The organism is Streptomyces sp. NBC_00344 (assembly GCF_036088315.1).
Classification (GTDB): domain Bacteria; phylum Actinomycetota; class Actinomycetes; order Streptomycetales; family Streptomycetaceae; genus Streptomyces.
Map to the genome: position 1 here is coordinate 4410165 of NZ_CP107996.1, position 15727 is coordinate 4425891.

Here is a 15727-nt window from a genome sequence, read left to right on the forward strand (position 1 = left end):
TACCGTGCGAGCCACTGCCCGCAGGGCAGAGACCGGAGGCCTGCCGGTTGGCCGGAGGTATGACGGCCCCTCACAGGAGTTGCCGCGGGGCCTACTTGATGGCCGGTGAAGCCGAACGGAAGCCGGCACGCTTTCGTGGGCATACCGGTGTGGGACGGTGCGTGGCATGCGAGTGACCCGTGGGGCGCCAGTGAGCGAGCGGCATGCGCGGAAGATGGTGCGTCAGATGGCGAGCGTCGAGCCTTTTCAGGTCACCAGCGTCATGGCGTCCGCGAACGGCTCGCCCGACTCACCTCCATGGCGCAGCAGTTCGGGTACGCATGCGCCGACGTACGGCAGGGCGGGGGCTCACAGGACAACGGGCTCCCTGTTCGCGGCTCGCCGTCGAGACCCCGCGGCGGCAGAGCCATGTGTCCCGGTTCACGCGGAAACACTCGGCTACGAGAAGATCCTCCGTTGCAGGGCATCCATGAGGTCCACACCAGCCGCTCACGCCACTTCATCGCGGCAATGCAGGCTCGTCACCGCTCCGTAACTGCTGTTCCCCCTGGCCGTGCACGCCTGAAACGCTCCAGTCGTCGCCCGGCGGGAAGCGGGCGGCACACGGGGCCGCATCTGCGGACCACCTCGATGACCACGAGGCTTGGAGAGAGACATGACGCAGCGCAGGACTACTACGAAGACGCGGGCGGCGGCCGTCGGCCTGGCGATGATGGCGACGCTCGGGCTCGTCGGGATGACAGCGGGCGCCGCCCAGGCCCAGGAAGTCCCCACCGCATCCGCGAAGACCACCGCGGCGGCGGCCGGGGAGGCCTACGGGTACTTCACCGCAAGCGGCGTGAACATCCGCACCGGACCGTCGACCGGCAACACGATCCTGGGGCAGGGACAGAACGGGCAGCCGATCACCGTCCACTGCAAGGCGAACCCCTGGTGGTACATCACCAACCAGGCCACCGGGGTCACCGGTTGGGTGTACTGGCCGGACAACGTCCTGGTGGCCAACCAGTCGCCGAACCCGCCCGTCTGCTGAACGGCTCGCGTGGTGAGCACCACATGACGGCCGGGGGCCCGCCGCAGTCGCGGCGGGCCCCCGTTCGGGTGGGCGGCGGACCGCATCCGCGTGCCCGGTCGGGCGCTTCGCCACGCAGGCGGCCATCAACCCCGCCGGGGCGCGGGGCGGGCGCTCAGACCCGGCAGCGGGCCCGCCCCACCGCGGCGGCGACAGTCAGCGGGAGGGTGAGGAGTGCAGCCGTCAGGAAGATGCCCCGGTAGGCGTGATGCTCGGCAGGGCCGGCGGCGAAGGCGCTGGCCAGGGCGCTGCCGACGTAGAGGGCCAGGCCGAACATCGCGACGCCGGTGGCTCGGGCCTCCGGGACCAGGGCGGTGGCCCAGGACTGGATCGTGGAGTGCATGAACGACCAGCCGCCACCGAGGAGGAGAGCGCATCCCACCAGCGCGGGCACTGACCGGCTGGTCGCGGCGAAGCTGAACGCCACCGCCATCTGCGCCCCGCCGGCCACGATCAACTGCGCGGGTGTCCAGCGCCCGACCAGCCGCTTCACCATCTGCGCCGCGGCCATCGAGCCCACCCCGTACAGCGCGGACACGGCACCGGCCAGCGTCGCCGAAGCACCCTGGGACTCGAGGGCCGGCGCGATGTAGGTCAGGAAGCCCAGGAGGACAGCGCCTTCGAGCATCGCGACGGCCATGACGTACCACTGCCAGCGGGAGCTCAAGACGACCTTGAACGGGGTGAGCAGTGCACCGGGCGCCGCCCGCGGCGGCTCCGGCAGCCGGCGCAGGGCGAAGACCAGGTGGACGGCGATCACGCCGGGCAGCGCGAAGACCAGCCGCCAGCTGACGTAGTGCGCCAGCGCCCCCGCGATGACGGTGGCCACGGCGGTACCCAGCGCGAACGCGGTCATCAGCTCGCTGAGAGGGCGCTGGCGGACGTCGGCGGGCACGGTGTCCCCGACATAGGTGAGGGAGGCGGCGATGGATGCGGCGAAGAACGCTCCGGCCGCCACGCGCGCCACGATCAGCACTGTCGCGGTGGGTGCGATCACTGAGCAGAATGCGGCGACGGCGGCTCCGGCCAGCGAGATCCGCATGACCCGCACCCGGCCGAGGCGATCGCTCGCCAGACCCCAGACCGGCTGCGTCAGGCCGTACGCGAGGAAGTAGCCGCTGGCGGCGAGTATCACCGTGGGCAGCGGGGTGCCGAGCTGAACGCCGATGAGCAGCAACATCGGAGTGATGCAGAAGCGGTCGAAGTTGCTGACGAAGCCGGCGGTGCGCAGCAGGCGCAGCGACGTGGCGTGTATCGGTGAGGCAGCCGGGCCGGTGGTGGCCGATGGAGGTGCCGATGTGGTGCGGGACGGGCCGGCGGTGTCCATGAGTCTCCTTGTGTCGTGTCTGTCGGTGCTGTCGGACCGGTGGGTCAAGCCCATCACCGCGGCCGGCCGGTGTGATCCCGTAGCCGATTACCCTTGCTCACACCCTGGGCACGGTGTGCAGGCCCAGGAGTACGTCGGCGCAGGGAGGAGCGGGGCATGAACAGCGGCCCGCGCGATGAACTCGGCGCGTTTCTGCGCTCCCGCCGTGAGCGGCTGGCGCCCTCCGCCGTGGGGCTGCCTGGCTCGGCACGCCGCCGTACCCCGGGGCTGCGGCGCGAGGAGATCGCCGAGCTGGCCGGGGTCAGCAGTTCCTGGTACGCGTGGCTGGAGCAGGGAAGGGTCCGTACGTCGGAACAGGTGCTGCGGTCCGTGGCTCGGGCTCTGCGACTGAACGCGGACGAAACCGCGCATGTGCTGTCGTTCACGGAGCACGTGCCGCCGACCGAGCAGCCGCCGGGATGGGTGTCGCGCAATCTGCTGTCGCTGGTGGAGGCACTCACGCCGAACCCGGCCGTGGTGCTCGACCCGCACTGGGACCTGCTGGCCTGGAACGCGGGATACACGGCACTGCTCACCGACCTCGCACGCCTCGCGCCCAAGCAGCGCAACCTGCTGTGGCTGGTCTTCCGCTGGCCGCCGTCACGTACGCTGCTGGCCAGCTGGGAGCCCGAGGCGCGGAGCCTGCTCGGCCAGTTCCGGGCCAAGGCGGCCCGTAACCCCGAGGACGACCGGTACGCCGAGATCACCGCGGAGCTTCTTGCCGACCCCGACGCGGCCCGCTGGTACGGCCAACGGGAGACAGCGGCCTTCCACCCCTCCGTACGCCGTTTCACCCATCCGGTGGCCGGGGACCTGCGGCTTCGGTACACCAAGCTCGCCGCCGTGGACGTGCCCGGCCACCATCTCCTCGCCTATGTCCCTGACGACCGGGGGACGGAGGAGGCGCTGGGAAAGCTCGTCCCATGAGCTGGAGCCGCCTCCGCTCAGGCATCGGGGCACGCGGCCGTGGCGGCCCGACCGCGTGCGGGACACTGCTGCCGGGCCGCCACTCGCCTGGTCCGACCTGCCCGGAAGCCGCCTGGTGGGCACTGACGGCGGCTGGGCTGACCGCTGCCGCCTGTGCCCTCATTGCCCGGGGCGCGTACGGATGTGTCCCTCCGGGTCACGTCACACCGAGTTGAACCCCCGCCACCGGGCGGTCGACGGCGGCTCCCGCCCGAACGGCTGCTGCACGGCGGACGACGTGAACTCGCGGGGGCCCGGGACCGCATGACAACCGAACAGCGCCGGACGCACGGAGGTGAGGTCCGGCGCTGTTCTGCGCGCGGCTGCATCTGGCCCCGACCAGCAAAGTTCCCTCCCGAAGGGGAGGGCGGAGACGGGCGCCCTCCGGGCTCACCTGCGACCGAAGTGACGACCTCCCCTCCATCTCAGGTCGCCTCGCGACCGCCCGGAATCATCCCTCCGTCGAGCCCTCGTATCCCTCCGTATGACACCACCGAGAGCCGGTCTCCCCCAGGCTGAGAGAGCGTCAGGAGTGGCCGTGAGCCGGCGGCCACGCGCTGTCAGAAAGTTTCCGGGGCGACCCCCGGACGTAGGGAGAGTCACTGTGCGGAGTACGGGGATCGGAAGGAAGAGCTTTCTGGCCGGGGCCGCAGCGGTCGGTGTCGCGGTCGCCGGCGGGGCGCTGCCCGGGGGCGGCGCCATGGCGCAGGCCTCCACCGGGGGCCGCCCAACCGACGCGAACCGTGCGTCAGGCCGCCGCGGAGGACTGACCTACCGGGGCGTGGGCTACGAGGTCACGGACGGGGAGACCCCTGACACGGGGTGGCACGCCCACCGGATGCGCGCGGACATGCTGGCCATCCGGCACGCTCTGCACGCCAACTCGGTCTCGGTGTTCGGAGACGGAGTCGACCGGCTCGAGGTCACCGCCACGGAGGCGGCCGAGCGCGGGCTGCACGTCTGGCTGCAGCCTCGGCTGGCCGACCGTCCGCAGGCCGAGATCCTCGACCACCTGGCCGAGACGGGCAGGCACGCCGAGCAGCTGCGGCGCCAGGGCGCCCGTGTGCATCTGAGCGTCGGGTGCGAGTTCGTGCTGTTCGTCCCGGGCATCGTGCCCGGCGCGGACGCGGTGGAACGCATCAAGAACCTGACGGAGGGCAACTTCGACCCCGAGAAGATGTCCCGCCGCCTCGCGTCGTTCATCGCGCGCGCTGCCTCGACCGGCAGGTCCGTCTTCAACGGCCCGCTGACCTACGGCGCCGCACAGGACGACGAGGTCGACTGGAGCCTCTTCGACATCGTCAGCGTCAACTACTACGCCGACCACCCGGACCGCGCGGGACACATCCGCGAACTTCGGCCCTACCAGCGCTGGGGCAAGCCGGTCGTCGTCTCCGAGTTCGGCGCTTGTACGTACAAGGGTGCTGCCCAGGACGGCGGGATGGGCTGGGACATCGTCGACTACACCAAACAGCCGCCGGAGATCGCCGGCCATCGAGTCCGCAGCGAGCGGGCCCAGGCGTCGTACCTGACCGGTGTCCTGGACGTCTTCGAGTCGATGAACCTCTATGCCGCGCTGGCGTACCAGTTCGTCACCTCCGACGCGCCGCACCGCACCAACCCGCGGTACGACCTCGACATGGCGAGCTACAGCATCGTCAAGGCGCTGTGGGTCAAGCCCGAGGAACCGACGGCCCGCTGGCACTGGGAGCCCAAGCAGTCCTTCCATGCACTGGCCGGCGCGTATGCGTGCGCGGAGCCGACGGCGAGTGGCGGCGGCCGGGGCGTCAGTGGAGGGTGACCGCGACGCCTTGAGCCACGCGCCCACCACCCGCGCTGCCGGGCGTCACCGTAAGGGCGCTACGCCGACCGCAGGGTGAGCAGCGTGATCTCGCTGGGCGCGAAGATCCGGAAGGGAGGGCCCCAGAAGCCGGAGCCCCGGCTTGTGTAGAGCTGGGTCCGCTCTCCGTGCCGGCTGAGGCCGTGCACCACCGGCTGGTCGATCCGGACGAGGTAGTGGAACGGCCAGATCTGCCCGCCGTGGGTGTGCCCGGAGATCTGCAGGTCGATGCCGGCGCTCGCGGCCTGCTGGACGTACTTGGGCTGGTGCGCGACGAGCAGGACCGGCAGGTCCGGGTCCGCCCCCGCCAGCGCGCCGACCAGGTTCGCCCGGTGTCCGGTCAGCCCGGAGGACGCCGCGGTCACGTCATCCACACCCGCGAGCACGAGGCTGTCGCCGCCCCGTTCGACCACGACGTGGCGGTTGTGCAGCGGATCCCACCCCAGCTCCTCCATGAGGTCGAGCCAACCCTGGGCTTCGCTGGAGTACTCGTGGTTCCCGGTGACATACACCTTCGCCAGTCGCGACCGCATCGTCCCGAGCGGCGCGGCCTGCCCCCGGCGCTGGTCCGGGGTGCCGTCGGCGATGTCGCCCGCGTGGCAGACGACGTCGGCGTCCAGGTCGTTGACCGCGTCGGCGACCCGTGCCGACCATCCGGCCCGGTCGATCGGTCCGTAGTGGGTGTCGGCCAGCACGACGACCCGCGTCCCGTCCAGGCCCCGGCCGAGCCGCGGGACGGTGACGTCCAGCCGCACGACCCGGGGCAGGCGCATGGCCTCGTGGTGCCCCCAGGCCAGCAGTCCGGCCCCGACCGTCGCGACGAGAACGGCCACGATCCTGGACCGATCCGGGTCTCCGACGCCGGACGCGATCAGGACGATCCGCAGCAGGCCGCTCAGCGCCGACCAGGCGAACAGCACCCAGACCACCCCGAGGGTGGTGTCGGCGATGCGTGCCGCCCGGTCCGAGCGCCTGCGCCCGTGCCCCATGACCATCAGCACCGGAAAGGCGAGCAAAGCGGCGGCGAAGAGGACCGTGCCGACCAGGACCACCGGGAACGGCCAGTCGGTATGGGAGGAGAACAGCGTCCACCAGGGCAGGAAGAACAGGGAAATGAGTACGACGACGAGTATGACGACCCGGCGCAGGATCCGAACTGCGCCTCCGCCCTTCGGGGCCGGCGACGACCCGGCACCGGCCGATACGCCGGCCTCGGACGAGGGCCCGAGCGCGACGGTGTCCGGTCCTCCGCCGCGGGCCGACGGTGCGACCGGCTCCGCCCCGTGAGATCCGTTGTCTGTCACTGCACTGCCCCTCACATCCGCGGTCCGGCCGATTCCCATCATCCGGCATGCGGGACCGCCACCTGAACGAGGTGGGTGACCGGTTTCCTTGACGTTCTTGGGCACTCTGGTCGGTATCGGCCTGACGCACTGTCGGCGTGCATGTCTGTGTGCACCAACCGATACGGCCCGAAATGCCCGACCATCAGATGCATGTGGGCAGGTGAATCGTTTCCCGCGCTGCGTCGGAGTTCTTCCCGCCCACCCGGTCGAAGCGTTCTCCGTGCAGCACGCGTACTCGAAGGCGGCCTCGTCCGGGCTGCCGTTCTGATGACGTTGATCATCTGCCCGTCACTGCGGGCCGCTGCGGCGGGTGCGCGCCGGTGCCGGGGAGGTGGGATCGGCCGACCGGCACGGTTCCGGCCGCTGCTCGCGGAGAGTTGTCCGCGAACTCCCCCGGAATTGTCCGTGGTCGGTAACGGACGCATCCCTCGGCTCCCGGACCTCGTCATGCCAAGTGGTCGCAAGATGACCTGGATCGGCGAGGGACTGCGAAACAAGGGGCGGACATGGCACGGCACGGCAGCGGGCGGGGCTGGTACGGCAAGGTGCTGGGGGCGGGGCTCGGGGTGACGATGCTTGCCGCCGGCGTCTCGGTGTGGACCGCGCAGCCCGGTTTCGCGGGCGACTCGCCACCTGAGGCGACCGCGCCGGCCACGCCTGGCAGTGACGTCAAGCCGGTCGCGGTGACGATCGCGCACGCCTCGGAGGCGGGGACGCGCGGCGTCAATATCACCATCGATGACGGACCCGACCCCGTGTGGACCCCTCACGTGCTCGACCTGCTGAGGGAGTACGGGGTGAAGGCCACGTTCTGCATGGTGGGGCCGCAGGCGCGGGCCCACCCGGACCTCGTGCAGGAGGTGGTCGCGGCCGGGCACCGGTTGTGCGACCACACGGTGTCGCACGACACCGCCATGGACAAGAAGTCCCAGACGTACCAGTCGCAGCAGATACTCGACGCCGAACGCATGATCACCAAGGCGTCCGGGGGCGTACGGCCGATGTACTACCGGGCGCCCGGCGGCGCCTTCACCCCTTACAGCCGCAAGCTCGCCGCATCCCGGGGCATGCGCCCGCTGGGCTGGAACGTGGACAGCAAGGACTTCGAGCGTCCGGGTACGGACACCATCGTCGCCACCGTCGAGAACGAGCTTCCCAACGGACCAACCCTGCTCTTCCACGACGCGGGCGGTGACCGATCCCAGACCGTCGAGGCCCTGCGCCGCCTCCTCCCCCGGCTCAAGGAGCAGGGCTACTCCTTCGGCTTCCCGGTGCGCTGAGCCCCGGATCGCGAAGGGCGTCCGGGGCTGGTCAGCTGACCTCGATACTTTGCACAGCTGAAACGAATGCTGCCCACACGGCCTTCGGTACGGCAAGGCTTGGCCCCGAGACGTCCTTGGAGTCGCGCAGCCCGATGTGAGAGGGGAGCTCGGCAACTTCAAGACACTCGCCACCAGTGCCGTTGCTGTAGCTACTCTTCCGCCATTGAGGGCCGGGGGACTGCGAGATCATCTGGTGTGCTCCTCCATGGTTCTGCGGATGAGTGCGACGGATCGCTGCGGGCTGAGCGCGAGGGCCCGGAGGTGGTCGAATGCCGTTGTGTAGAGGTTCACGTCCGCCGGAAGTTCGAGATAAACCGAGTCAGTCAGTCCTTCTCGATACACCATGTCAGGGTCCTCCTGCTCGGGGAAGCCGAGAATTGTGAACGGGCCCGTGGCCGGGTAGGCGCCGGCGTCGAACGGCAGCACCTGCATGGTCACATTCCTCAACTTTGCCAGCTCCAGCATACGTTCGAGCTGTGCGGCCATCACCTGCCGATCGCCGATGACATGCATGAGAGCGCTTTGGTGGACGACCGCCCATAGCCCGGGCGGGGTGACGTCGCGCAGCAGCTCCTGACGCCGCATGCGCACATCGACGAGGCGTTGGATCTCGTCCGAGGTTTGATCGGCAGACGCACGACAGAGCTCTGCCGCGTACTCCGACGTCTGCAGTAGGCCGGGCACGAATTCCCCCTGGTAGGTCCGCAGGTCGACGGCAGCCTGCTCCAGCCCGACATACACGGAGAACCACCCGGGTACGGCATCGCCGTGTGCGTGCCACCAACCCTTCGTCTTCGAGTCCTTGGCGAGTGATTTGAGGAGGTCACGCATCTCCTCGGTTGTGCCGTACAGCCGGCAGAGCGCATCAACGTCAGATGGCTGTACGCGACCCAGCCCCGTCTCCATGCGGTTGACCTTGGAGCCGCTCCAATCAAGCTTCTCACCAACCTGATTGCAGGTCAGAGTGCTCTCGTCGCGCAACTTCTTGAGCTCGATCGCGAGTCGCCGACGCCGTGCGGTGGGTGATCCAGTCATGTGAACTCCGTGCTTGGTAGCGGAGGTTCCATCCCATCGGAAGGTCTGCATTTCGCCAATCACTCGTTAGGGGGAATCCTTTCCTGCAAATTGCATAACGGGATGTCTCGCTGCCACCCTCGCACAAGAGGCAACTGTGCGTAGGCGCTAAACAGGAGGCGGACGCCCATGACGAGGGATAACGAAGGTTGTGTGCCCCGGATGGCCTGGGAGCTGCCGTTCTTGGCAGATGCACAGGAAGTTGCGGGGCTCCGCCGGATGCTGCGGCTGCACATGACGCTGTGGGGATTGCCGCACTTGGTCGACGAAGCTCAGATCTGCGTCAGCGAACTCGTGGCGAACGTCATCACCCACGTGGGCCCTGAGACCCCTACGACTCTCACTGTCTCCATGCGTGACACGTACGTACGCCTAGAAATCCGGGATCCGGACAGCCGCGCGTTGCCGACGTTGCTCAGGCCGGAGTGGGAAGCCGAGTCGGGGAGGGGGATGGCTCTCGTCGATGCCATTGTCGACAAGTGGGGCGTGATTCTCCGTGAGGATCACAAGGTGGTGTGGTGCGAGCTGGCGACGGCCCTTACGGCCGCCGACGGACATGTGGGCGGACCACAGGTCACGCGGACGGAGGGCTACTTGTCGTTGTATGACGCGGGGAAGCATCCGTTGTCGCGAAGTGGGAGCAAGCTCGTCGTCGCCCGTGCGGAGGAGGCGGCGATTGACCTGATCGCCGACGTCCTGCACTGGCTACGCGCTCACGGCTGCGATCCGGAAGAGGTGCTGGACCGGGCCCAGGTGCACTTCGATGCGGAGCTGGAAGGCTCAGTATGAGTCGACGGCGCCTATCGAACTGATCTGGTGCGGCTGGAAGGTTGGAGCAGACGGGACCTTCTGAGCGAAGTGGTCTGGCTTCTCTTCGTGCACCAGCCGGTGAGTGATCCGACTTGGTAGATGTCGTGCCTGCGACCACTAGGGAGAGGGCTTTCAGACAGTCATGGGTTTGTTTTGGCCACCGGTCACCGGGATGTGCCAAGCGCGACGGTAGTTGATCGGCGAGACGCCAGTATGTCTCCATGGCTGCGAACAAGCATGCGTACAGGGCTGTCATCGGTCATCGCGGGATTCTTCCGGGAACTGAATTCGCCTCCCGGATGCAAGCGAAGAAGGCTGGGCTTACCAAGGAGCAGCAGCGGGGGATCTCTTGGGGATTGGACGAGGACGATCAGCGGGTGGCCGATGCGATCGTCCTCAACAAGGGCTACGAGGATGATCACGACACCTGGGACTTCGTCCTCTATACCGGAGCGGGCGGACGCAACGCCGAGACGGAGCGTCAGGAGGCTGACCAGTCCTGGACATATGAGGACAACGAGGCGGTGAAGAGGAGCTTTGAGCGCAAGTACTTCCTGCGCGTACTGCGCGGGTACAAGGGGGAGTCGTACCTATCGCCAACGGCTGGGTACAGGTACGACGGACTCTACGAAATCGAGAGTTGTTCAGATGGAGTGGGCCACTCAGGGTTTCGAATATGCAAAATTGCGCTGCGTAGATGTAACGAGTCCATGCAAGAACTTACTTCTCTGGAAATGCAGTTGCACCAGGTAGTCGATGGGGAAGCGCCGCGGAGGGCAAGCACCGTGATGCGCGTTGTTCGGGACACGGCTGTAGCTCAACGAGTAAAGAAGCTGCATGCGCACAGGTGCCAGGTCTGCCGGCTTGCTCTGCTCGTCGGGGTGGATGGCGCGAGTTATGCAGAGGGTGCTCATATACAAGCGCTCGGGGCGCACGGGAAAGGGCCGGACATCGATAGCAATGTCCTCTGTTTATGTCCGAATTGTCACGTCAGGTTTGATCGAGGAGCGATCTACATAACAGATGACCTGCACGTGATCGACCGTTACGTGGAACCTGCCGCTAGGCAGCCGACTCTGCTCAGGACAGTTGAAGGGCATGAGATACGGCGGCGATTTCTCAGAGCCCATCGACGTATGTGGGGCGTCGACGGCGGAGGGATTTAGTCGTTTCGATTGCATGATCGAACGAAACCCATAATCCGCCGCGATAGCCGAATACGTCCAGACGGCAGCCCGGGCCTACTCAGCGTCACCAGCCCCTCGGAGCTTCGACCACTGCTGTAGTCGTGCCATGAGGGGCTGACAGGCAGTTGTGCGCGCCAAATCGACGGACGATCAGCCGAGGCTGGCGTCAATGATGGGGGCGTGGCGTCGAGAGTCGATCGCCCGGAAGCGGACGACTCCGCGGTCGTCCGTATGAGCGGCCGCAGGCGGGACGAGAGAGAAGAGCATGGCCACCTTGCCGGGGTCTACCGATCCGTTGACGATGGCCGTCGAAGGGTCCTCTTCGATGACCGGGTAGAGCAGGACGCTGCCCCGGCGAGGCCGTACATGCTGCTCGGTGACCGGGTCCTCGGTCCTCGGCAACGAACCCGCGATGCGCAACGCCGTGGCTCGGTGCTTCGGGTCGCTGATGTTTCCGAAGATCTCGACGCGGCGACGCTGGCGATGGGACAGCGCGAGAGGCTGCCTACCGGCGATCTCGGCGGTGAGAGCGCGAGTGGTTGAGGTGTGCTGCGGAACGATGAGTAGCCAGTCTTCGATCAGATGTGGCTTGCGGGCCACGTCCTCTAGGTACGCCAAGTGCGGGGCGAAGGCCGTCGGGTTCCACCACTTGAGGTTTCTGAGAACACCCATGAGTTCGGTGTGACTCATGGTCTTGGTGAGTGCCGACAGGCGGTAGGTGCGTGCGTTCGATGTGTGGTGATATACGAATTCCGTGCGCTCCGGCCGAAGGTCATCGAGCAGGGGGCACCAAAGCATCGTGTTGTGACGCAGGTCGGCAGGCGAGTTCGGGTGTGCGGTGGGCTCGATGATGTGGCCCGGCGACCGGATCTCCACCAGCTCCGCGTTGTACATCTTGTTCCGTGCCGCGGGCCGCAGCCACGGCAGGTGCTGCGAGACCAGTGGCGGCACCTGGGCCGGGATCAACTGTGGCTTTCCATCGATCAGTTCTGCGTAACGGGCGAGCTGGTTCCGGAACTCCTCCTCGTCGCGGCAGATGGCCTCGAAGGCCTCGTACAGGTCTGCTGTCTGTCCGCGGCCGTATGTCTCCGCGCGTCCGATGTAGAGGCGCACCAGGTCGCGGTAGCCGGGGCGGAAACCGAACCAGCGGCCCATCTGCATGAGGGTGTCGGCCTGCTGGGTGGTGCGGCGGTAGTAGGTGATGGTCAGGCCCTCGACCGTGAAGCCTCGGGAGAGCTTCGTGCCACCGACCAGGATCTTCCAGACGTGCGGGGTGCGGTCGAAGTCCAGGTCGAGTTGTTCGAAGTAGCGGTCGGAATCGCCGTTGACGACGATGACGGGCCGGCCGCCCTTGCCGATCAGCTGGCGGGCGTGACTGATGTACGGCGACAGTTCCTCGTACGACGACGGCGTGGGCAGGCCCTCCGCACGGGCCCGGCACACCGGCGAGAAGTCGTCCGCGAACAGGTCCGCGAGGCGTTTTCGGCCGGCCAGGGAGGCGTAACCGGCCTCGTGCCACATCGAGTTGATGCGCAGGGCCAGTTCCGCGTGGTCGTTGGTCCTGACCGACTCGTGGACCAGCATGGTGTGGTGGCGGAAGGGTTCCCCGGAGATGCCGTGGTCCGCTCGGTAGAGCTTCAGCGCGCCCGACAGGACGAAGGCGTCCATGGCCTCCTGGAGGCGGTCGTCCGCCTCGTCGTGGATGCCGCGTACGTGGGCCAGCTCGTGGGAGTTCGCGTACGTACGCTCGCCCGGCTCGAGCGGTGAGTCGAGGTCGTGGAAGTCCTGGACCCCCATGTAGCCCGCCGGACGCGGGAGTGAGATCAGGAAGTCGGTGGGGAAGATGTCCTGCGCGTCGCTCGGGTCGATGAAGACGTTCGCGAACGGGGTCGCGGTGTAACCGGCGTACTGGGCGCGCGGGAGCAGCTCGAGGAGCTGGGAGATCAGCGAGTTGATGGCCGTGCGGTCGGTGCGGCCCTGCTCCCAGCGTTTGGGGTTCGAGGTGTTCACCGATGCCTGGTCGGACTCGTCGTCGATGATCAGGACGGGGAGTTCGCCGAGGAGTCCGTGGATCTGCTTCAAGTCCTTGACCAGCTTGGTGAGGACCGACTTGTTCTTCTTCACGACCATCACCCGCGCCGCCGCGTGGTGCAGGTTGCGCGGGTCGTTGAGCGGGAGGGTCGGCTCGCGCTTCTCGAACTCCAGGGCGCGGATGCCCTGCGCCAGGCTCTTGTAGTCGTTGTCGCGGGTCGTCAGCCGTTCGATGTCGAAGGCGCCGAGTGTGGAAGGCCGGCCTCCGTGGCTCACGAAGTCGGGCCAGTCGGCGTCCTCGTCGACGTAGTCCACGCCGATCAGGGTGTCCGTGTCGCCGGGGTCCGCGCCGCGCAGGATGTTCTCCTGGCCGATCAGCTCCATGTCCAGACGGCGCTGGGTCTGCGCGCGCAGCAGGTTGAGCGTGCCGCCGAGGACGATGACCAGGCGGTAGCCCGCGTCGATGGCCTTGGCCGCGACACCCGTGAAGTTGGCGGTCTTGCCGGACTGTACGTAGCCGACGACCAGGCCCTTCGCCTGGCGTACGGCCGGCTGCTCCGGGTCGGTGAGGCGCTCGACGACGGCGCGGCTCGCCTCGTCCAGGCTCGCGATCGCGGCGTCCGACCAGCCCTTGGCGCGGAGCTTGTGCTCGTACGACGTCCAGTAGAAGGAGCGCGCGGCCATCCGTTCCGGGGTGTACCAGGCGGTGAACTCGCGGGCGATGACAGTGGCGCCCGGCACCCGGCTCACCGGGACCGCCGCGTCCAGTGCCTTGCGTACGTCCGGGCCGAGACGCAGCCGGTCGTACACCGTCGTCCGGCGTTCCCCTGTCCGGGGCCTGACGTCCGGGGCCCACGGGGGTGCGTCGGCGAAGTCCCAGGCCGTGAGGGTGCGGCTCCAGAGCGCGGTCAGCCGCTCGTCGCCGTTCGCGATGCGGGCCCGGAACGTCTCCTCGGTGAGGTCGGCGCCGGGGTGGTCCTCGTCGGCGGCGAGCGCCGCCCACGTGGCGAAGTGGCGTGGGCTGTCCTGCATGCCGGTCAGCGCGGAGTTGTGGATCCTCAGCAGGATGTCATCGGTCACGGGAGTGTCCTCGAAGAGCAGGCGGGACGGGGAATGGCGGGTCAGGACATGCCGCGGTTGCGGCGTTCGCGCTGTGCGCGTACCGACGCCAGCAGGATCGTGTTCCAGTAGTCGACGCGGTCCTGGCGCGGCTTCTCCCAGCGGCCGAGGCCGAAGCAGTCCTCGAGAAGGAGGTAGAGGAGTGTCTTGGTGACGGGCGCGTCGTTGGCGCCGCCGCGCCGGCCGTCGTTGAAGTCGTCGCGGAACTCGCTGTTGAGCAGGACGACGTTGTTCTCGCGGTCGAGGTCGAAGAAGCGGTCCTCCCTGAACGGGGTCCAGGTGAACGCGATGGGCTCCTCGCCCGGCTTCTCCGGCAGCTCCTCCTTGATCGTCCGCCTGATCCTCGGGTCCAGGCCCTTGCCGGGAGCGGTCACCGGCTTGCGTACGGTCTCCGCCCGCTTCGAGCCGTCGCGGTAGGTGGTCTGCGCGTCGGAGAGGTAGGCCTGGAAGGGCGCCCCTGAGGTGTCGACGGCCTTGTCCACGCCGAGCGTGAATGCCGGTGTGACGGTGACGCCCTCCTTCTTGACGTCCAGGCTGAACACGCTGTTCGGGGCGGCGGGCAGGTCCACCGCTATCCGCGCCAGGTTGAGGTGGCCCTCGGGGCTGCGCAGGTCGTTCCAGCCGCCCGCCTGAACGAGGCGGTCGTTCCGGTAGAAGTAGAAGCCCTGCCGTTCGTTCAGCGCGCCGATCTGGCGGAAGCCGGCGTGCTTGGACTTCGCCGACCAGATGTGAGCCGTGAGCCGGACATCTCCGGCACCCTCCACGGGGGCGGTGAAGACGCGTGGGTACCCGGCCCTGCCCGGCACCGTGTAGCCGAAGGGGTCCAGCGGTTCGACCGAGATGTGGTCGACCTCCTCACCCGGTCCTTCCGCCTGCGTACCCACGTCCCAGACGGCGATGTCCAGCTTCAGCCCGCGTGCCAGGAACCGGTGGAGGCAGAGACCGAGGTGGGTCTCGAGCCGGGAGATCGCCTTCGACAGATACTGCTCGCTCTGCCCGCGTGCCACTGTCTCGAAGGCCCGCACCCGGTCCCACCGGACCACCGTGCCGTGCCACTCGATGATGCCGTCGTAGCGGTCGATGAGGTCCTGGGCGTAGGCCGGTTCGACGGTATCGCAACGGAAACCGTCGGCGACGCCTTCAGCGGTGAGACGGCGGCCCGCCGCCCGGCTGCGCCTGGTGCGGCTGACGACGGTGAGGGACTCGGCGTGCGAGAGGGAAGCGGACTTCAGGCCGGTGCCGTACATACCGAGTGCGCCTTCGCCGTACTCGCGCAACCGGCCGACCGTCATTGCTGCGTTCAGCCCGGCCTCGTCCATGCCGGTGCCGTTGTCGACGATGAGCAGGGTGAGGATGCGATCGGCGTCGCGCAGGAAGTGCACGACGATCTCGTCGGCTCCCGCGTCGATCGAGTTGTCCACCAGGTCGGCTACTGCCGTCTCGAATCCGTAGCCCTGGTTGGTGAGCGCCCTTCCGTATCCGGCATCGGGGGGCAGGTGAGTGCTGCCGCTGGTCGGTACGTCGTACTGCCAACCGGCACCGGGCTCATAGGGCATGTGATTCCTCACGCACACCGGGACTGGGCCTGCGTGGG

The 15727-nt window shown here is 68.0% G+C and carries 12 protein-coding genes; 6 read left to right on the forward strand and 6 right to left on the reverse strand.

What is annotated here, in order from left to right; translation table 11 throughout:
* Nucleotides 1-655: 655 nt before the first annotated feature.
* On the forward strand, nt 656-1033 hold the full coding sequence (locus tag OHS16_RS19935; RefSeq protein ID WP_328538572.1) for an SH3 domain-containing protein: 378 nt from the start codon (nt 656-658) through the stop codon (nt 1031-1033).
* A gap of 154 nt (nt 1034-1187) precedes the next feature.
* Here OHS16_RS19935 and OHS16_RS19940 read toward each other — a convergent pair whose 3' ends face one another.
* Nucleotides 1188-2399, reverse strand: coding sequence for an MFS transporter (locus OHS16_RS19940; RefSeq protein WP_328538573.1), 1212 nt, complete (start codon nt 2397-2399; stop codon nt 1188-1190).
* 156 nt (nt 2400-2555) lie between these two features.
* Here OHS16_RS19940 and OHS16_RS19945 point away from each other — a divergent pair, with 156 nt between their 5' ends.
* A complete protein-coding gene (locus OHS16_RS19945) occupies nt 2556-3365 on the forward strand; it encodes a helix-turn-helix domain-containing protein (protein ID WP_328538574.1) in 810 nt (269 codons plus the stop codon).
* 643 nt (nt 3366-4008) lie between these two features.
* On the forward strand, nt 4009-5205 hold the full coding sequence (locus OHS16_RS19950; protein ID WP_328538575.1) for an abortive phage infection protein: 1197 nt from the start codon (nt 4009-4011) through the stop codon (nt 5203-5205).
* Nucleotides 5206-5264: 59 nt separating this feature from the next.
* Here the strand turns inward: OHS16_RS19950 and OHS16_RS19955 are convergent, their stop codons facing one another.
* The gene (locus OHS16_RS19955) at nt 5265-6395 is read right to left on the reverse strand and encodes a metallophosphoesterase (protein ID WP_328540917.1); all 1131 of its coding nucleotides are present in this window, start codon (nt 6393-6395) and stop codon (nt 5265-5267) included.
* A 701-nt stretch (nt 6396-7096) separates the two neighbouring features.
* Between OHS16_RS19955 and OHS16_RS19960 the strand changes: the two genes are divergently transcribed.
* Entirely contained in the window at nt 7097-7870 is a 774-nt protein-coding gene (locus OHS16_RS19960) for a polysaccharide deacetylase family protein (protein ID WP_328538576.1), read from the forward strand.
* A gap of 31 nt (nt 7871-7901) precedes the next feature.
* Here the strand turns inward: OHS16_RS19960 and OHS16_RS19965 are convergent, their stop codons facing one another.
* Complete coding sequence (locus tag OHS16_RS19965; protein WP_328538577.1) at nt 7902-8102, reverse strand: DUF397 domain-containing protein; 201 nt, start codon at nt 8100-8102, stop codon at nt 7902-7904.
* Nucleotides 8099-8947, reverse strand: a complete 849-nt coding sequence (locus OHS16_RS19970; RefSeq protein WP_328538578.1) for a helix-turn-helix domain-containing protein — start codon at nt 8945-8947, stop codon at nt 8099-8101. Before OHS16_RS19970 ends, OHS16_RS19965 begins: the two co-directional genes overlap by 4 nt.
* 201 nt (nt 8948-9148) lie before the next feature.
* Here OHS16_RS19970 and OHS16_RS19975 point away from each other — a divergent pair, with 201 nt between their 5' ends.
* Entirely contained in the window at nt 9149-9775 is a 627-nt protein-coding gene (locus OHS16_RS19975) for an ATP-binding protein (RefSeq protein WP_328538579.1), read from the forward strand.
* Nucleotides 9776-10017: 242 nt separating this feature from the next.
* The gene (locus tag OHS16_RS19980) at nt 10018-10962 is read left to right on the forward strand and encodes a YDG/SRA domain-containing protein (RefSeq protein WP_328538580.1); all 945 of its coding nucleotides are present in this window, start codon (nt 10018-10020) and stop codon (nt 10960-10962) included.
* A 171-nt stretch (nt 10963-11133) separates the two neighbouring features.
* Here OHS16_RS19980 and OHS16_RS19985 read toward each other — a convergent pair whose 3' ends face one another.
* Both OHS16_RS19985 and OHS16_RS19990 read right to left on the reverse strand, forming a co-directional pair.
* Nucleotides 11134-14046, reverse strand: coding sequence for a Z1 domain-containing protein (locus OHS16_RS19985; protein ID WP_328540918.1), 2913 nt, complete (start codon nt 14044-14046; stop codon nt 11134-11136).
* 89 nt (nt 14047-14135) lie between these two features.
* Complete coding sequence (locus OHS16_RS19990) at nt 14136-15689, reverse strand: ATP-binding protein (protein WP_328538581.1); 1554 nt, start codon at nt 15687-15689, stop codon at nt 14136-14138.
* Nucleotides 15690-15727: the final 38 nt, after the last annotated feature.